General features: G+C 45.1%; 18 protein-coding genes. 14 read left to right on the forward strand and 4 right to left on the reverse strand.

Annotated features, from left to right (window positions below):
* Positions 1–9 precede the first annotated feature (9 nt).
* The 13 genes from frr to A8O14_RS02880 are packed head-to-tail and all read left to right on the forward strand — an operon-like array spanning position 10 to position 12,457.
* Positions 10–570 (forward strand): ribosome recycling factor, encoded by a 561-nt coding sequence (frr, locus tag A8O14_RS02820; RefSeq protein ID WP_068948122.1) that lies wholly within the window; start codon positions 10–12, stop codon positions 568–570.
* Positions 571–593: 23 nt separating this feature from the next.
* Positions 594–1,367, forward strand: coding sequence for a polyprenyl diphosphate synthase (gene uppS, locus A8O14_RS02825; RefSeq protein ID WP_068948123.1), 774 nt, complete (start codon positions 594–596; stop codon positions 1,365–1,367).
* Positions 1,368–1,385: 18 nt separating this feature from the next.
* Complete coding sequence (locus A8O14_RS02830) at positions 1,386–2,210, forward strand: phosphatidate cytidylyltransferase (RefSeq protein WP_068948124.1); 825 nt, start codon at positions 1,386–1,388, stop codon at positions 2,208–2,210.
* 2 nt (positions 2,211–2,212) lie between these two features.
* Positions 2,213–3,391, forward strand: coding sequence for a 1-deoxy-D-xylulose-5-phosphate reductoisomerase (gene ispC / locus A8O14_RS02835; protein ID WP_216217811.1), 1,179 nt, complete (start codon positions 2,213–2,215; stop codon positions 3,389–3,391).
* A 27-nt stretch (positions 3,392–3,418) separates the two neighbouring features.
* Entirely contained in the window at positions 3,419–4,546 is a 1,128-nt protein-coding gene (locus tag A8O14_RS02840) for a M50 family metallopeptidase (protein WP_068948126.1), read from the forward strand.
* Between the two features lie 59 nt (positions 4,547–4,605).
* Positions 4,606–6,891 carry an outer membrane protein assembly factor BamA gene (gene bamA, locus A8O14_RS02845; RefSeq protein ID WP_068948127.1) on the forward strand — a complete coding sequence of 762 codons (2,286 nt, stop codon included), beginning with the start codon at positions 4,606–4,608 and terminating at the stop codon, positions 6,889–6,891.
* An 18-nt stretch (positions 6,892–6,909) separates the two neighbouring features.
* Positions 6,910–7,434: an OmpH family outer membrane protein gene (locus A8O14_RS02850; protein ID WP_068948128.1), complete on the forward strand. Its 525-nt coding sequence runs from the start codon at positions 6,910–6,912 to the stop codon at positions 7,432–7,434.
* Between the two features lie 5 nt (positions 7,435–7,439).
* Positions 7,440–8,507, forward strand: coding sequence for a UDP-3-O-(3-hydroxymyristoyl)glucosamine N-acyltransferase (gene lpxD / locus A8O14_RS02855; RefSeq protein WP_068948129.1), 1,068 nt, complete (start codon positions 7,440–7,442; stop codon positions 8,505–8,507).
* Between the two features lie 45 nt (positions 8,508–8,552).
* Positions 8,553–9,002: a 3-hydroxyacyl-ACP dehydratase FabZ gene (fabZ, locus tag A8O14_RS02860; RefSeq protein WP_068948130.1), complete on the forward strand. Its 450-nt coding sequence runs from the start codon at positions 8,553–8,555 to the stop codon at positions 9,000–9,002.
* The gene (gene lpxA / locus A8O14_RS02865) at positions 9,002–9,799 is read left to right on the forward strand and encodes an acyl-ACP--UDP-N-acetylglucosamine O-acyltransferase (protein ID WP_068948131.1); all 798 of its coding nucleotides are present in this window, start codon (positions 9,002–9,004) and stop codon (positions 9,797–9,799) included. Before fabZ ends, lpxA begins: the two co-directional genes overlap by 1 nt.
* Positions 9,759–11,018 (forward strand): lipid-A-disaccharide synthase, encoded by a 1,260-nt coding sequence (gene lpxB, locus A8O14_RS02870; RefSeq protein WP_068948132.1) that lies wholly within the window; start codon positions 9,759–9,761, stop codon positions 11,016–11,018. Before lpxA ends, lpxB begins: the two co-directional genes overlap by 41 nt.
* On the forward strand, positions 11,015–11,608 hold the full coding sequence (gene rnhB, locus A8O14_RS02875; protein WP_068948133.1) for a ribonuclease HII: 594 nt from the start codon (positions 11,015–11,017) through the stop codon (positions 11,606–11,608). Before lpxB ends, rnhB begins: the two co-directional genes overlap by 4 nt.
* A gap of 6 nt (positions 11,609–11,614) precedes the next feature.
* Positions 11,615–12,457: a TrmH family RNA methyltransferase gene (locus A8O14_RS02880; protein ID WP_068948134.1), complete on the forward strand. Its 843-nt coding sequence runs from the start codon at positions 11,615–11,617 to the stop codon at positions 12,455–12,457.
* Here the strand turns inward: A8O14_RS02880 and ppsR are convergent.
* Positions 12,454–13,281 carry a posphoenolpyruvate synthetase regulatory kinase/phosphorylase PpsR gene (ppsR, locus tag A8O14_RS02885; RefSeq protein ID WP_068948135.1) on the reverse strand — a complete coding sequence of 276 codons (828 nt, stop codon included), beginning with the start codon at positions 13,279–13,281 and terminating at the stop codon, positions 12,454–12,456. The two genes, A8O14_RS02880 and ppsR, sit on opposite strands and share 4 nt — an antisense overlap.
* A gap of 106 nt (positions 13,282–13,387) precedes the next feature.
* On the opposite strand from ppsR, the gene ppsA reads away from it, so the two are divergent.
* The gene (gene ppsA / locus A8O14_RS02890; protein ID WP_068948136.1) at positions 13,388–15,793 is read left to right on the forward strand and encodes a phosphoenolpyruvate synthase; all 2,406 of its coding nucleotides are present in this window, start codon (positions 13,388–13,390) and stop codon (positions 15,791–15,793) included.
* Between the two features lie 50 nt (positions 15,794–15,843).
* Here ppsA and A8O14_RS02895 read toward each other — a convergent pair whose 3' ends face one another.
* From A8O14_RS02895 to A8O14_RS02905, 3 genes are read right to left on the reverse strand one after another with little or no spacing between them, the layout of a single operon-like run.
* Positions 15,844–16,755 (reverse strand): proteasome-type protease, encoded by a 912-nt coding sequence (locus A8O14_RS02895; RefSeq protein WP_068948137.1) that lies wholly within the window; start codon positions 16,753–16,755, stop codon positions 15,844–15,846.
* 48 nt (positions 16,756–16,803) lie between these two features.
* Complete coding sequence (locus A8O14_RS02900; RefSeq protein ID WP_068948138.1) at positions 16,804–17,601, reverse strand: transglutaminase family protein; 798 nt, start codon at positions 17,599–17,601, stop codon at positions 16,804–16,806.
* 17 nt (positions 17,602–17,618) lie between these two features.
* Positions 17,619–18,596 (reverse strand): alpha-E domain-containing protein, encoded by a 978-nt coding sequence (locus A8O14_RS02905; protein WP_068948139.1) that lies wholly within the window; start codon positions 18,594–18,596, stop codon positions 17,619–17,621.
* Position 18,597: the final 1 nt, after the last annotated feature.

The raw sequence follows: 18,597 nt of genomic DNA on the forward strand, positions 1-18,597 counted from the left end.
GGAGGCCTGATGTCCGCAGCAGAAATTAAAACTAATACCAATCAAAAGATGGAAAAGTCTCTCGAGGCTTTGAAATCTAATTTGGCGAAGATTCGTTCCGGTCGAGCTAATCCAGGAATTTTGGAGCATATTCAAGTTGAGTATTACGGCAATCCAACACCACTCAGTCAAGTGGCTAGCTTGGGTTTAGCGGATGCTCGCACAATTAATGTGCAACCATTTGAGAAGACTATGGTTGCAGTGGTGGAGAAGGCGATTCGAGATTCGGATTTGGGTTTAAATCCAGCTTCACAAGGCACCGTCATCCGCGTACCAATGCCTGCATTAACTGAAGAGCGTCGCCGCGAACTCACGAAAGTTGTAAAGAGCGAAGGTGAAGATACGAAAATTGCTGTGCGTAACTTGCGTCGTGACGCAAACGAACATCTTAAGCGCTTAACTAAGGAGAAAGAAATTTCTGAGGACGAAGAGCGTCGTGCTACCGATGAGATTCAGAAGATGACCGATAAAGCGGTAATTGATATCGACAAGATCATTGCTGAAAAAGAAAGAGAGATCATGACCGTTTAAGGTCTGGTCACATTTGATTTTTTATGACCCAACACCTTAGCTCCACTCAGGCAATTCCAGAGGTAAGTGCTATACCGCGCCATGTAGCGATCATTATGGATGGTAATGGGCGTTGGGCAAGTAAGCGCATGATGCCTAGGGTGGCTGGCCACTCTGAAGGCTTAAGTGCAGTCCGTAAGATTGTTCAAGAGTGCCGTCGCATTGGCGTTGAGTATCTGACAGTGTTCGCCTTTAGTTCTGAAAACTGGCGTCGCCCCCCAGAAGAGGTTGGCTTTCTGATGAAGTTGTTTCTTAAGTCCCTCAAGGGTGAGGTATCACGTCTTGCTGAAAATGATATTTGCTTGCGCTTGATTGGTGATTTGAGTCGTTTTGATAGTGCTATTCAGGAAATGGTGCAGTTCTCTGAAGAAAAGACTGCTGGTTGCAAAGCTTTGACTTTCACCATTGCAGCAAATTATGGCGGACGCTGGGATATTCTGCAGGCCATGCGTCGTTGCTTAACTGCTAATCCGAACTTAAAGTCTGAAGACGTGAGTGAGGATTTATTGCAGCCCCATCTTTCGATGGCTTACGCCCCAGAGCCAGATCTATTTATCCGCACCGGTGGTGAGCAACGTATTAGCAACTTTTTGCTATGGCAATTAGCTTATACAGAGTTGTACTTTACGGATGTTTTGTGGCCAGACTTTGATCAGGCTGAGTTACATAAAGCGTTTGATTGGTTTAGTCAGCGCGAGCGTCGCTTTGGGCGCACCAGTGCTCAGCTTGCTTCGCAAGTGATGAGCGATGCAGTGTAATTTCTTGAACTACTCCATATGTTAAAAACTCGAGTAATTACTGCCCTTGTTTTACTGGCAGTTCTCTTGCCTATTTTATTTTTATTGCCAGCGGCTTATATCGGAGCATTCTTCTTGGTAGCTTTGCTAGCTGCTGCTTGGGAATGGAGTCGTCTATTGGCACCCGGGGCAGCCCGTGCTGCATATCTTTACGCACTCTTTTGTTTGGTAATCATTTTATTATTGGGCATGCAAAATGTCAGTTGGCAATTTTCCCTATTGCTCTTGGCGGTGATCTTTTGGTTTTTTATTGCCCCCTTTATTCTTGCCAAGGGCATGAATCTTTCTATACAAAAGTTGCGTCCTTTTTATGTTGTACTCGGTTTGATATTGCTACCAGCGACTTGGTTTGCACTGGTTTTCTTACGCGAGTTAGGCTTAGTCTTCTTGTTAAGTTCAATGGCTTTGGTATGGGTTGCAGATATTGGCGCATATTTTGTTGGTAAGGCTTTTGGTAGGCGCAAATTGGCTGTACAAATTAGTCCAGGCAAGTCAGTTGAAGGCGCTGTTGGTGGCCTTGTTCTTTCTTACATATATGCCTTAGCGTGCGTCTTTTTCTTACCATTCGATTCCACTCTGTTTGGAGCTTGGGCTATTCGCTTTGGTTGGATTCCAATGTTTTTGATGGTGACAGTCTTAACTGCCTTTAGTGTTTTTGGGGATCTTTTTGAGTCGCAGTTAAAACGCTTGGCTGGAGTCAAAGATAGTAGTCATTTGTTGCCAGGACATGGCGGGGTATTGGATCGCGTGGATGCATTAATACCCACGATGCCGATTGCAGCTTTACTTGCAGGCCTAATCTAATGGTGAGGCAAGTTGCAATCCTGGGCTCAACGGGCTCAATTGGTATTAATACGCTGGATGTAATTCGTGCGCATCCAGATCGCTTTAGAGTGGTGGCAATAACCGCTGGCAAACAAGTTGAGCGTTTGGCTGAGCAGTGTATCGAATTTAAGCCTGCGATTGCCGTTGTATCTGACGCAAGTGATGCAACTCGCTTACAGAAAATATTGGGCGAGAAAAATATCCAGACGCAAGTTTTGTATGGTCCTGAAGCCTTAGTAGCCGCAGTCACAGATTCTGGTTGCGATACGGTTATGGCGGCAATTGTCGGCGCCGCAGGTTTGGTTCCCGCTCTAGCCGCAGCAAAAGCTGGCAAAAGAGTGCTACTAGCCAATAAAGAAGCGCTGGTGATGTCGGGCAACTTATTTATGCAGGCTATAAAAGCCGGTGGCGGTGAACTGCTTCCAATAGATAGCGAGCACAATGCCATTTTCCAGTGTCTGCCAAACGAATTTACCAAAGCACCTCATGCAAATCTTGGTGTTGAAGAATTATGGCTAACTGCATCTGGCGGACCTTTTAGAAATACACCGCTTCAGGAGCTGGCAAACATTACTCCGGATCAAGCATGCGCTCATCCGAACTGGGTAATGGGTAGAAAAATCTCAGTAGATTCAGCGACGATGATGAACAAGGGGCTCGAGGTAATAGAGGCCTATTGGTTATTTGGTTTGCCGCTTGAAAAAATTAAAGTGTTGATTCATCCGCAAAGCGTAGTGCACTCAATGGTGCGCTATCGTGATGGTTCAGTATTGGCACAATTAGGTCAGCCCGATATGCGTACTCCGATTGCTTATGGTTTAGCATGGCCAGAGCGAATTGATGCAGGTGTGGCACCTTTGAATTTAACTCAACTTGCAAACCTCAATTTTTCAGAACCAGAGTTGGCGCGTTTTCCCTGTCTTTCCTTGGCTTTTGCGGCTGCAAAGGCGGGCGGCACAGCTCCAACGGTATTAAATGCTGCCAATGAAGTTGCGGTGTCAGCATTTTTGGATGAAGGCCTTCCATATCTGAAGATTCCTGTGGTTGTTGAGAAGACCTTGAATGCTATTTCACCTGTAGATACTGAATCCTTAGAGACGGTTTTAAGTGTCGATACTCAAGCCAGGAAAACGGCATATGAGTTTATTCAGTCGCTGTAAAAGAAGATTTATTAATCGAGGTTTTATTTGCAAGCATTAATTACTCTCGGCGCTTTTTTATTAACCCTCGGCGTGTTAGTAAGCTTTCATGAGTTTGGCCACTTCTTGGCTGCTCGCTTATGTGGAGTTCGAGTACTTCGATTCTCTGTTGGTTTCGGCAAGCCCCTTTTTACTTATCGCACTAAAAATAAAACAGAATGGATGTTGTCCTCAATTCCTTTAGGCGGCTACGTTAAATTATTAGATGGTCGAGATCGCTCTCAGCAAATTGCTATAGAAGACCAGTCTCAATCGTTCGATCAAAAGCCTCTTTGGCGGCGCTCTTTGATTGTGGCGGCAGGGCCATTGGCCAATTTTTTCTTGGCCGTAACGCTATTTACTATGATCTACATATCAGGGGTGCCGCAACTTCCTGCTGTTTTGCAAAGTCCCCCCGAAAGTTCGGTGGCGGCTAAATTGGGCGTGACTGATGGGGATAGGGTGATCGGGTGGCAGGATCTTGGTCCCAGGGTTGTGCCCATTTCTGGGGAATTTACCCCGGTTCCCAGTTGGAATGCATTACGTTGGCAACTAATGGATGCTCTAACAGGGGGGTCTGGGTTTGCTCTGGAGTTGCGGGATCCTAGTGGCGCCAATGTGGTCAAAGCATTTGGCATTGGGGATTTGCCGAAAATTACCCCTGATAACGACCCCTTGAGAAGTCTGGGTCTCTTGCCTCGTGCCACCCCTTTGGATGAGTGGGATGAGCTCAAGTTGAATCCTATTGAAGCTTGGGGCTTTTCCTGCCAAAGGGTCTGGCTAATTAGTAAGGTATCCCTCAGGCTGATGATGGGAATGCTAAGTGGAAAAACCTCTATAAAGCAGCTGGGAGGCCCGCTGAGTATTGCTGATATGGCCGGCAAGTCAGCCCGGGTGGGCTGGCAACCCTTTTTAGCGTTTTTAGCATTAATTAGTATCAGTATTGGGTTGCTTAATTTACTCCCTTTTCCCATGCTTGATGGGGGTCAGCTCCTGTATGATGCATGGGAGTTGGTTGCTAGAAAGCGTATTTCGATTTCGATGCAGGAACAGTTCCAAAAAGTGGGTTTTTTGTTACTGATTTCGTTATCGCTACTAGCTTTGTTTAACGATTTACAACGCTATTTGTCGCCTTGAATTTTCTTACTTCATCTCCTACCAAATTTGTACGATTTTTAGCTAGACTGCTATTTGCTATGGCTATCAGCTTAAGTCTCAATGCATATGCTGCTGATGCATTTGTTGTGAAAGACATTCGTGTTGAAGGATTGCAGCGTGTTGAACCAGGCACGGTATTTAGTTACCTACCCGTTCAAGTGGGTGACAAATTCACCGAAGAAAAAGGTGCAGAGGCAATCAAGGCTCTTTACAGCACTGGCTTTTTTAGGGATGTACAAATTCAGGCTCAGGGTGATGTGCTAATTGTCATTGTTGAAGAGCGCCCAACTATTTCCAGAATTGAATTTACTGGGATGAAGGAATTTGATCCTGAAATAGTTCGTAAATCCTTGAAGACTGTTGGCGTGGCTGAAGCCCGTTTTTACGATAAAGCCTTAATCGATAAGGCTGAACAGGAATTAAAGCGCCAATATATTGGTAAGGGGATGTTTGCGGCAGAGGTAGTTGCAACAGTTACCCCGGTTGAACGTAACCAAGTTGCTGTGTATTTCAATATTGACGAAGGTCCAACTGCAAAGATTCAGGAAATTAACTTTATTGGTAATGAGGCATTTAGCGAGGGTACCCTCAAGAGCGAGATGCAACTAAAAACTGGCGGCTGGTTATCTTGGTATAGCAAAGACAATCTCTATTCAAAACAAAAGCTGACCGCTGATTTGGAAACGATTCGCTCCTATTATTTGAATCGTGGTTATTTGGAGTTTGTGATTGAATCTACTCAGGTTTCCATTACCCCCGATAAAAAGGGGATATACCTGACAATTAGCATTCGTGAAGGCAAAAAATTCACTGTAAAAGATGTTCGTCTTGCCGGTGAACTCTTAGGTAAAGAAGCTGAGTTTAAGCAGTTAATCGTTCTGAAACCAGGTGATACATTCTCATCTGCCCGCTTAACGGAGAGTACTAAAGCCATAGCTGAGGTCTTGGGTTCATATGGCTACGCATTTGCAACCATTAATCCACAGCCCGATATTCGCCGTGAGTTGGCAGAGGTTGACCTTACATTGGTTATTGATCCGGGTCGTCGAATATATGTTCGCAAAGTAGAGATTTCTGGAAATGCAAAAACGCGTGATATGGTGATTCGTCGTGAGATGCGTCAATTCGAGAGCTCATGGTTTGATAGTGACAAGATTGATTTATCTAAAAAGCGTTTGGGAAGATTGGGATACTTCACCGAAACAGATATCACTACTGAGGACGTACCTGGATCTCCAGATCAAGTCGATGTCAATGTGAAGGTTACCGAAAAGCCAACTGGAGCAATAACTATTGGCGCGGGCTTTTCTTCAACAGAGAAGCTAATTCTGTCTGCTGGTATCAACCAAGATAATGCCTTTGGAACTGGAACTTCTGTTGGTTTAAATGCCTCTGTAGGCAAGATTAATCAAAATCTAACACTATCGAATTATGACCCTTACTTTACAGAGGATGGCATTAGTCGCTACACCGATTTGTACTATCGCTCATCCAAGCCTTTGTATTACGTAGGCGACCCTGATTATCAGATTAAATCTGTTGGTTCGAATATCAAGTTTGGTGTTCCTTACACAGAAGTGGATCGTGTATTTTTTGGAACAGGCATTGAAGCCTTTCAGATTCAAACAACGGTTAATACGCCAATACCGTATTTAAATTATGCGCAAAGCTACGGAATCGCTGCGCCTGGGTACCCTGCAACTTTGACCACCTATAACGTACCCTTGACCGTAGGCTGGTCGCGCGATGGTCGTGATAGTGCGCTCATTCCCTCGGATGGTTCATTGCAGCAGCTTTCTGCTGAGGTTGGAACTCCTGTCGGCAATATGACCTTCTATCGACTGTATGGTCAGTACCAGAAGTACCATTCATTCTCTAAGGGTAACATCCTGTCATTTAATGGTGAGGTCGGTTATGGTGAGGCCTACGGTAGCAATCCATTCCCAATTACTAAAAACTACTATGTCGGTGGTATTGGCTCAGTTCGTGGATATGCTCCAGGTTCATTGGGGCCGCAGTACTACAACACTGTGATTGGCGCCTATCAGCCAACGGGTGGTCAGTCTAAGATCGTGACTAACGTTGAGTATACCGTTCCTGTGCCTGGATCAGGCGTGGACAAAACTCTTCGTGTATTTACCTTCGTCGACGGCGGTAATGCGTTTGGGCAAAATATCAATTTAGTCCTCAAGTACTCATACGGTTTGGGTTTATCATGGATATCACCGCTGGGGCCTTTGAAGTTTAGCTACGGTATCCCGATTAAGTCTCAACCAACGGATAATATTCAGCGTTTGCAGTTCCAGGTGGGTACGGCGTTTTAATTGTTCAAGGAAAGTGTTATGAAGCATCAATTTTCAAATTTAATTAAAGTTAGTCTGGTTGCCACAATATTTTATTTCGCAACCTTGCAAGCGTTTGCACAAGATGCTGGTACTCGTGTAGCGGTAGTGAATTCTGAAAAAGTGTTTAATGAGTCTAATTTGGCAAAAGCCATGCAAACCCGTTTGCAAAATGAGTTCACAAAGCGCCAAAATGAGTTACGTGACAGCGCTCAAAAAATTCAGGCGGCTGCTGAAAAGCTTGATAAAGATGGCGCCATAATGAATGAGGCAGAGCGTGTGCGTCGTCAGCGTGAATTAGCGGATCAAGATCGCGAGTTGCAACGCAAGCAACGTGAATTTACTGAGGATTTGAACCAACGTACATTTGAAGAGCGTGCAAAAATTGCTGAGAAAGCAAACTTGGTTTTGCGTCAAATTGCTGAACAAAGAAAATTAGATGTCATTGTTCAAGAAGCGGCTTTTGTTAATCCAAAGTCTGACATCACCGATGATGTCATCAAGGCTTTAAATAGCCAGAAGTAAGTTTTATGCCGACCGCCATTGAGCTGGCCGAACAGTTTCAAGCAAGCTTGATGGGGGAGGCCTCCTGCGCTTTTATTGGGTTAGCCCCACTAGAGTCTGCGCAACAAGATCAAATCTCCTTCCTCTCCAATCCTTTATATCGCCAACAGGCTTCTCAGAGTCAGGCTGGGGCCTTAATTGTTAGCAAGGCGGATTTCGATTTCTTGCAAGAAATCAAGGGACCTAATTCAGATAAGCGCGTTTATTTTGTCTCAAAAAATCCCTATGCAACATTTGCAAGGATGGCACAGTTTTTTGCAAAACAAAGTACGCCTTTATACGCCGCTGGAATCCATCCAAGCGCTGTGATAGACCCAACAGTAGTTATTCCAGGATCTTGCCACATTGGACCGTTTGTACAAATTGAAGCAGGCGTAAAACTCGGTGAGCGTGTTTGTATTTTGGGTAGTACCACGATTGCTAGAAATAGTGCGATTGCTAACGATACCTTAATTTATCCATCTGTATCGATTTATCAGGGCACTCAAGTTGGCGAACGATGTATTGTCCATAGTGGCGCTGTCATTGGTGCTGATGGCTTTGGGTTTGCCCCTGACTTCTCCTCAACAGGCGGAGAGTGGGTCAAAATCCCGCAAACAGGTAATGTTGTCATTGGTAATGACGTAGAAATTGGCGCATCTACGACGATTGATCGCGGCGCAATGAGTGATACCGTTATTGGTAATGGAACCAAAATTGATAATCAAGCTCAGATTGCTCATAATGTGGTTATTGGTAATTGCTGCGTTATTGCAGGCTGCGCTGCAATTTCCGGAAGCACAAAAATCGGTAATTTCTGCATTATTGGCGGAGCGGCAAATTTTGCTGGCCATCTGACCATTGCTGATCGAACAACAGTTTCTGGAAATACCTCGATTATTCGTTCGATTATCGAGCCAGGACAGCATTTCACAGGGGTTTATCCATCCATGCTCCATAGCGCTTGGGAGAAAAATGCTGCGATTCTGCGTGGCCTAGATAAAATACGCCAACGCTTGCGTTTATTGGATAAAAATAAGAATTCAGGGTCCTGAGGCCAATTCGCTATTCAATTTATATTAACTTTTAAGTAGGTAATTATGAGCACTCCAATTGCGATCGATATCAATAAGATTCTCCAGTTGTTGCCACACCGCTATCCATTTTTGTTGGTAGATCGCGTACTAGAGATTACTCCTCGTGAAACAATTACTGCACTTAAAAATGTGACTATGAATGAGCCTTTTTTTCAAGGGCACTTCCCAGATTTTCCAGTAATGCCCGGTGTACTGATTATTGAAGCATTGGCGCAAACTGCTGCACTACTCACTTTTTCTGAAGAGCGTGCTGAAGATGCTATTTATTACTTTGCAGGTATTGATGGAGCACGCTTTAAAAAGCCAGTATTGCCTGGTGATCAGTTGATCATGACTGCGAAGTTAGAGCGTGGACGTGCTGGTATCTATAAGTTTGCCGTACAAGCAACGGTTGATGGAGAGATTGTTGCTGAAGCAAATATCACTTGTGCGGTTCGTACGAAAGGCGCGTAATGACTCGGATTCATGCATCTGCTGCAGTAGATAGCAAAGCTGAGCTCGCTAGCGATGTGGAGGTTGGCCCCTATTCGGTGATTGGCCCTAATGTCAAAATTGGCGCCGGCACCAAAGTAGGATCGCATACTGTAATTGAGGGTTACACCACGATTGGTGCAGGGAACAATTTTGCTCACTTCGCTGCAATTGGCGGCCCTCCTCAGGATATGAAATACCGCGGCGAGCCAACCCAGCTCATTATTGGCGACCGCAATACGATTCGCGAGTTCACAACGATACACACAGGTACATCTCAAGACGAGGGCGTTACTCGCATTGGTAATGACAACTGGATCATGGCCTATGTTCATATAGCGCATGACTGTCAAGTTGGTAACCATACGATTTTCTCAAGCAATGCTCAAATTGCTGGTCATGTTCAGGTAGATGATTGGGCGATTATGGGTGGCATGTCTGGTGTGCATCAATTTGTGCGCATTGGGCAGCATGCCATGCTGGGTGGTGCATCGGCCTTGGTGCAAGACATTCCTCCATTTGTGATTGCTGCTGGCGATAAAGCTTCCCCTCATGGCATTAACGTTGAGGGATTAAAGCGTCGCGGTTTTTCAAGTGAAACAATCTCGGCTTTGCGTCAGGCTTACAAAGTCCTCTATAAGGATGGTTTAAGTTTTGAAGAGGCAAAAGTAGAGATTCAGAAAATGGTTGTGGCAAATGCTGCTGACCAGGCGACTGCTGAAAAACTTGCTCAGTTCCATGATTTTATTGCCGCCTCCACACGCGGCATTATTCGGTAACGATAGGAATACTTTGCCAAAGTTAGCTTGTGTAGCTGGCGAACCTTCTGGTGACTTACTCGCTGCGCCAGTTCTCAGTGCATTAAATCAAATTCCAGATATGGCTGGCCTTGATGTCTATGGCATTGGCGGTCCTCGCATGCAGGCAGAGGGCATGCACTCACATTGGCCTATGGAAACCTTAAGTGTGCGTGGTTACGTTGAAGCCATTAAACAGTTGCCTGCTATCTTGAGATTGCGTAAAGAGCTGATTGCCAAGCTATTGGGCGAGGGTCGCCCAGATGTTTTTTTAGGAATAGATGCTCCGGACTTCAATCTAGGGGTTGAGCTTCAATTGCGCAAGGCAGGTATTCCTACTTTGCATTTCGTTTCACCATCGATTTGGGCTTGGAGAGCAGGGCGAATCAAAAAGATTGTGCAAGCAGTCGACCGTATGCTCTGTATCTTTCCCTTTGAAACAGAAATTTATGATCGAGCGGGTGTAGCTTCCACCTATGTTGGCCATCCGCTTGCTAGTGAAATTCCACTTGAACCAAATCCACAACTTGCCCGCGAAAAGATTGCTAGGACATTGCAGCTTCCCGCCAATGAACTTGATGGCCTAGTGATTGCCGTATTGCCCGGTAGCCGAGGCTCTGAAATTGAGTTGATTGCTCCCGTCTTTTTTGAAACGATGAATTTGCTTACTCATAAATTAAAGGGGCAGAAGCTACATTTCTTAATTCCAGTAGCAACGCCAAGATTGCGAGAGCCGCTTGAACAGTTATTGTTAAACACAAAAAAGAGTAATCCTGATATTCAGATACATTTGTTAGATGGCATGGCAGATGAAGTGCTTGAGGCATCTGATGTTGTGCTGATTGCTAGCGGTACAGCAACGCTGCAAGCGGCTTTGTGGAAAAAGCCAATGGTGATTTCGTATAAGGTGCCCTGGCTGACAGCACAAATTATGAAGCGTCAGGGATATTTACCTTATGTAGGTTTGCCAAATATCCTCTGTGGCGAGTTCGTAGTTCCAGAGCTCTTGCAAGATGATGCTACTGCAGAAAAATTATCCGCAGCCATTCTAGACTGGCTCAATAATCCAGAAAAAGTTGCAAAGCTTAAAGAACGTTTTTCTCAAATGCATGAAACTTTACGGCGCCCAACAGGTTTATTGGTGGCTCAAGCAGTTGCACAAACGATCACAAATACCCACAAACAGCGAGCAAGCTCATGAGCTTGGTTTGGATCTGTGGGGTAGATGAAGCAGGCCGTGGCCCCTTGGTTGGTGCAGTAGTTGCTGGTGCGGTGGTACTCGATCCGCATATTCCCATTGAGGGTTTAAAAGACTCCAAAAAGTTGACGTCAGCAAAGCGTGAGTTCTTGTATGAACAAATTATGGATAAAGCAAAAGCGTGGGGCGTAGGCGAAGCTAGTCCTGCTGAGATTGATGAGATCAATATATTGCAAGCTACGATGTTAGCCATGCGGCGCGCTATTGAGGATTTAACAACGCGATTAGGCGGTTGGCCAGATAAAGCTTTGATTGATGGTAATCGTTGTCCAGAGTTACCGATTGCTGCGGAAGCAATTATTAAAGGTGATACGAAGGAGCCCGCAATTTCTGCTGCTTCTATCTTGGCTAAGGTAACGCGAGATCGCCAAATGCAAATCCTGCATGAGCGCCATCCAGAATATGGTTTTGCGCAACACATGGGCTATCCAACCGAGGCGCACTTTGCAGCACTTCAGCAATTTGGTGCTTGCTCTGAACATCGCAAAAGTTTTTCGCCTGTGCGCAAAGTGCTTGAAGCAATTGCTCGGTAAATTGATATGAACTTTGATCTCATCACCTCAAAAGAAAATCCTTTATTTAAGGAGATTCGACTCTTACAGGCTACAGGTGCCAAGGGCCAAAAGGCAAGATTGACAGGTGGTCATGCCTTGCTCGAAGGTATCCACCTCATACAAACTTGGGTAGGTGATCCCGCACTCAAGACAATACTGACCTCAGAAGTGGGGCTTAAGAATGACGAGATTGTTGAAGCAGTTTATGCTCATATTGAGATCTGCCCTGATGCCAAGGTGTATCAATTGGATAGCGCTTTATGGGATTTACTAAGTAATTTAGTGAGTGCACCACATATTGCGGGTCTATTAGACCTCCCCCAATCTTGCCTTACTCCACCACAATCGATTTCAACCCTAGAGGGTGATGTCATCATCCTAGATCGCGTGCAAGATGCTGGCAATGTGGGCTCTATCTTGCGTACAGCAGCGGCGGCGGGCTTTACGAAAGTGCTAGCCTTAACTGGCTGCGCTCATTTATGGTCTAGCAAGGTCTTGCGTGCAGGTATGGGTGCGCATCGTCTTTTGGATCTTTATGAAGGATGGTCTACTCAGCAAGTATTGAGTGCTGTAACCGCGCCAATGTTGGCTGCTACAGCGGATGCTGAATGTGACCTCTATCAATTAAAGAATGACTTATTACATCCAGTAGCCTGGGTGATGGGTAGCGAAGGTCAGGGCGTTTCTGAAAAGATCTTGGCGCAAGCTAAGGGTATATCGATTCCGATTGATCCACGCGTAGAGTCTTTGAATGTATCTACTGCCGCAGCAATTTGTCTATTTGAGACAGCGCGTGTAAGACGTAGTAAGGTCCACCAAGATGGCTAACCTAAGATCGTTTTATCTGACTTAATAGCCTGCAAAACAGTTGTAGCAATTTCTTCAATTGATTTGCTAGTGGTCAACACCCAAGGGATGGATTGCTTCTTCATCATCGCGGTTGCCTCATTGATTTCATAGCGACAGTTCTCAAGCTTGGCATAGTTGCTCCCGGGGCGACGTTCATTGCGAATCTCTGAGAGACGTTCAGCATCAATCATGAGGCCAAAGATCTTTTGACGGTAAGGTGCTAAATCTTTAGGGAGTTGACCGCGCTCAAAGTCTTCGGGTATTAAGGGGTAGTTGGCTGCCTTCAAGCCATATTGCATGGCTAGGTAAAGGCTTGTAGGGGTCTTTCCAACCCGAGATATACCCACCAAAATCACATCTGCCTCAGCCAAGTTTTGGTTCGACTGCCCATCATCATGGGCCAGGGAATAGTTAATTGCTTCAATCCGGTTTTTATAGGCTTCAGTATCTGCATTATGGTGAAGGCGGTTCATGGCATGAGTGGATTTCATGCCAAGGGCGGCCTCTAGCGGGGCTACGAAAGTTTGGAACATATCCAAAATTAAGCCATTCGCCTTTGCGACGATAGAGTTGAGTTCAGAATTCACCAAAGTAGTGAACACGATAGGTTGGGCCCCATATTTATTGGCCGCCTGGTTGATGCTGCTGACGGCATCGTGGGCTTTATCAACACTATCTACAAAAGGGACCCGTATGTGCTTAAAAGTGGCCTCAAATTGGGCCAAAATCGACTGGCTAAAGTTCTCAGCGGTAATGCCTGTGCCGTCTGAGACGATAAAAACAATACGGGTTTCTGTAGACATCAATTTGGCCTAAAAGTGGGGGTCAGCACTACAATAGAATCATATTAAAGTAAGTCGCATTTTAGGCGATAGCTAGAACAGTTTCCTTATCCTTAGAGAGTATTTTATGTCCAACCAACAGCAACAAAATAGCAGTGTGGCAGATGCCTATGTATTGCCTTTTGAGCAACTTCGCATGACCGATGTTGAGTCAGTCGGCGGTAAAAATGCTTCATTAGGTGAAATGATTTCTCAGTTAGCCTCAACTGGGGTTCGTGTACCAACTGGTTTTGCCACTACTGCGCTGGCATTTCGTGACTTCTTAAAACATAACAATCTGACTGAGCGCATTCAACAGCGCTTGGAAGGCCTCAATATTGATGATGTGCGCGCATTAGCGCAAGCAGGTGCTGAGATTCGTCAATGGATCGAAACAGCCCCATTTCAGCCAAAGCTTGATGAAGAAATTCGCAAGGCGTTTGCGACCTTGGATGATTCTGGCAAAGGATCCTTTGCTGTGCGTTCATCTGCTACTGCAGAAGATCTCCCGGACGCTTCTTTTGCTGGCCAGCAAGAGACTTTCTTGAACGTTGAAGGTATTGAAGATGTTCTCAAGAAGATCCGTGAAGTATTTGCTTCTCTATATAACGATCGCGCTATCTCCTACCGCGTTCATAAAGGTTTTGCCCATGCTGAAGTAGCTCTATCTGCTGGTATCCAGCGTATGGTGCGCTCTGACCTCGGCGCTGCTGGCGTGATGTTTACCTTGGACACTGAGTCTGGTTTTGAAGATGTTGTATTCATTACCTCAAGTTATGGCTTGGGTGAGACTGTTGTTCAGGGTGCGGTTAACCCAGATGAGTTTTATGTATTCAAGACTACTTTGGCACAAGGTAAAAAAGCCATCATTCGCCGTGCGCTAGGTTCCAAGTTAATTCAGATGCAATTTGCACCCAAAGGTTCTGCTGAGAAAGTGCAAACCGTTGATGTCACCCCCGAGAAGCGCAATCGCTTTTCATTGGAAGATGCAGACATTACTGAGTTGGCTAAATATGCGGTCATTATTGAGAAGCACTATGGCCGTCCAATGGATATTGAGTGGGGTAAGGATGGTCAAGATGGTCGCATCTATATTCTCCAGGCCCGTCCTGAGACTGTAAAGAGTCAAGCTGCTGGCCAAGTCGAGATGCGTTACAAGTTAAAGGGTAGCTCTAAGGTATTAGCAAAAGGCCGTGCAATCGGTCAAAAAATTGGAGCGGGCCCTGTTCGCATCATTCGTGATCCAAGTGAGATGGATCGTGTTCAGCCGGGCGATGTATTGGTTGCCGACATGACTGACCCGAACTGGGAGCCAGTGATGAAACGTGCTTCTGCAATTGTGACGAACCGTGGTGGCCGCACTTGTCACGCAGCAATTATTGCTCGCGAGTTAGGAGTTCCTGCAGTCGTTGGTTGCGGTGATGCTACTGAGCAACTTCAAGATGGCATGGTGGTTACAGTCTCTTGTGCAGAAGGTGATGAAGGTCATATCTATGATGGCTTAATCGAAACAGAAGTGACTGAAGTTTCTCGCGGTGTACTGCCAGAAATTCCAGTGAAGATCACTATGAACATTGGTAATCCTCAATTGGCATTTGATTTCTGTCAGATTCCGAATGCTGGTGTTGGCCTAGCTCGACTCGAGTTCATCATCAATAACTATATTGGTGTACATCCACGCGCTGTTCTCGAGTATCCAAATATTGATCCTGATCTTAAGCGCGCAGTAGAGAGCGTTGCTCGTGGCTACGCTAGCCCACGTCAGTTCTATGAAGATAAGTTGGTTGAGGGTGTTTCCACAATTGCTGCGGCCTTCTATCCAAAGCCAGTGATTGTGCGTTTATCCGACTTCAAATCTAATGAATATAAGAAGCTCATTGGCGGTTCACGTTATGAGCCAGATGAAGAAAATCCAATGCTGGGATTCCGTGGCGCATCTCGTTACGTTTCTGAAGAGTTTGGTGAGGCATTTGCTCTAGAGTGCTCAGCAATGAAGCGTGTTCGTGAAGATATGGGCTTAGATAACGTAGAGATTATGGTTCCGTTTGTTCGTACCATTCCTCAAGCTCAGCGCGTGATTGCGATGATGGAGAAGTTTGGTCTCAAGCGTGGCGTAAATGGCTTACGTCTCATCATGATGTGCGAAATCCCATCAAACGCAATTCTTGCGGATCAATTCCTTGAATACTTTGATGGCTTCTCTATTGGTTCAAACGATATGACTCAGCTCACGCTAGGTCTTGACCGTGATTCTGGCATGGAATTGTTGGCAATTGACTTTGATGAGCGTGATCCTGCAGTTGAATTCATGATTGCTCGTTCAATTGATGCCTGTCGTAAACAAAATAAGTACGTAGGTATTTGTGGCCAAGGGCCATCAGATCACCCAGATTTTGCACGCTGGTTGGTAGAGAAAGGTATTACTTCTATCTCTCTAAACCCAGATAGCGTAGTAGAGACTTGGGAAATGTTGGGTAAGAGTTTGAAAGCTTAATAAGCAATCAATATCTATCGAAGTGGTGCATTAAAAAGCCTAGATTGGATCTAGGCTTTTTTCTTGTTAACAACCTTCGTAGTAGACGGACTTCGTTTGGTATTCGCGCGTTTAGTTGGCCTTTTGGTGGCGACTTTTTTGGTCGATTTAGTTGCTTTAGCTTTTGGCGGCTGATGATGAATCGGAATTGGCCCCATTTTTTTGGCAGGCGCTGAAATAGCGCTAGATTTATGTGCGCCACTCCAACTAGGTTCACTAATGGAGTTAAATGCTGCACGAAGCTTTTCGCCCCACAACTGATGAATCATTTTGTAGTAAGGATTTGAATCGTCCATAGTGACGAGTTTGTCTGCTTTTAAGGAGTTCTTTTCATAAACCAAAAGATCTAGTGGTAGACCCACTGAGATATTGCTGTTTAGCGTCGAATCCATGGAGATCAATGCACACTTGGTAGCAAGATTTAATGGGGTGGTGAAGCTCAAGACACGATCTAAAATTGGTTTTCCATATTTAGATTCTCCAATTTGAAAATAGCAAGTCTCGGGAGTCGCCTCAATAAAGTTTCCGGCAGAGTAGATGTTGAATAAGCGCGGTCTTTCACCTTTGACTTGGCCACCAAAGATCAAGTTGCAATTGAAATCAATCCCCGCTTTCTCAAGCGCTTCATGGTCACGCTCATACACTTGCTTAATTGCATCTCCAATTACGACAGCAGCATCATGCGCGTTGCTAACAGTCCATAGATTCTTGCCATTCAGTAGTTGGCCCTGAAGCAAGATCTCTTTAACGGCTTGGGTAATGGCAAGATTGCCAGCGCTCATGAGTGTGAAAAAACGATCCCCATCCTTTTGAAACAAGGTCATTTTTCTAAAAGTGCCGATTTGGTCTACGCCAGCATTGGTACGGGTATCAGATAGAAAAACAAGACCATCTTTTAAGCACAGCCCAACGCAATACGTCATACCCTTAACCTTTTAAATAATTTTTAAGGATTATCGCTGAAATCGGTATCAGGGTAATCGTTGAATGGAGATGGACGCGCTAAGTTCTTCACCACCACCACCTGAGCGAACGCCTTTTACAGGGGCGGCGGAGTAATAGTCTCGCCCAATTGCTAGACGTATGTGCCGCGCATCTGTTACACAGGCATGGGTGATGTCAATACTGGTCCATATGCCTTTATCAATATCGCTACAAAAATCAACCCATGCATGACTAGCAAGATTAGGGGATTCTTCAGCAAAGAAATAACCACTGACATATCGCGCAGGAATATTGGATGCACGACATAATCCCAGCATGATATGGGCGTGATCTTGGCAAACCCCTAATTTCATGGCGAAGGATTGGACTGCGGTAGTGGCAAAGTTTGTTTTCCCTGGTGAGTAGGCAATTAATCCTTGAATTGCCTCAGCCAATTTAAGCACTTGATCCACTGAATTTTTCTTTGGAAGACTATATGAGAAATACTCCAACATTTCATCTGTCGGCTCAGTCAGGTTAGTTTGCTGCAAAAGGTAGTAAGGAGAAACTGCCTTTGCATCATCCGAGAACTGAGATACATCTTGCGTGTGGACCTCTCCCTCAGCTTCAATCATCATCGAGGTATATGGACTCTCTTGCACAAAGACGCTGCAAATGTTGCCGAAGGTGTCTATCGAATTAGATGCCTTAATCGGAGTATTAATTTTCCACTTATCAATTTGCTGTCCAGCTGTTGCGGGTGGCGTTAAGCGTAACTCTTGGATGGAGTAGCGTACTGGTGTTTCGTACCTATACTCAGTGCGATGACGAATTTTTAGGTGCATATATTCTTTATGAAGTCTTAGGCCACTGCCAGTGGAATGAGATAAGCATTACTAAACTCATCTGCAATGTGATTAATGCGCTCTAAGAAGGCTTCAATAAACTCTTCTAGCCCTTGTTCAAAAACCTCGTCAATATCAGAATAATCTAGGCTTGCCTTGAGCTTGCCTAGTAAGCGTTCAATTTCTTTGGACTGTTGATTCTTGACTTCAGAAATAAGTGGGATCAATTCATTCACGCAGCAGACTAGTGAACGAGGCATCTGTTTATTAAAGATCAAGAGTTGGGCGACCTGTTTGGGCGTTACTTGATCGGAGTAAATTTGGCGGTAGATTTCAAAAGCAGAAACGGAACGCAACAGTGCTGCCCAGTGATAAAAATCAAAAAACTCGCCATCAGTACCATCCTCAGCAGTTTTGTTAGAGCTCAATACCTTCAGTGCGGCTTGATCTTCATATTTCGTTTCTAGAATGCGGGCTGTATTATCAGCACGCTCCAGAAGTGTTCCTACATTAATGAAGTAGAAAGCCTCGTTTTTCAGCATGGTTCCATGCATCACACCCCTAAAGAGGTGGCAACGGTGTTTTACCCACTCGAGTAATCTGCTTGGATCGGCCTGATGTCTTGCCTCAAGAATGCGTTGCAGTTCAAGCCAAGTGGTGTTTTGGGTTTCCCATACCTCAGAAGTAATCTTGCCTCGGATCACGCGGGCGTTTTCACGGGCGGCATAAAGACAGGAGACAATGCTTGATGGATTGCTGGTTTCATAGATCATGAAATCCAAGACATTCTCCCGATTGACAACGTCATATTTGCTCATGAAGGCATCTTCCAATTTGGAGATGGTGAGTAATTTCTTCCAACTTTGTTCTAAAAACTCAGTAGGTTGCGGCAATAGAGAGGTTTGATGATTCACGTCCAACATGCGAGCAGTGTTTTCTGCACGTTCTGTGTAACGAGCCATCCAATAAAGACAATCAGCGGTACGACTTAACATT

Origin of the sequence: Polynucleobacter wuianus, from assembly GCF_001659725.1 — a bacterium.
In the GTDB taxonomy this organism is placed as follows: Bacteria; Pseudomonadota; Gammaproteobacteria; order Burkholderiales; family Burkholderiaceae; genus Polynucleobacter; species Polynucleobacter wuianus.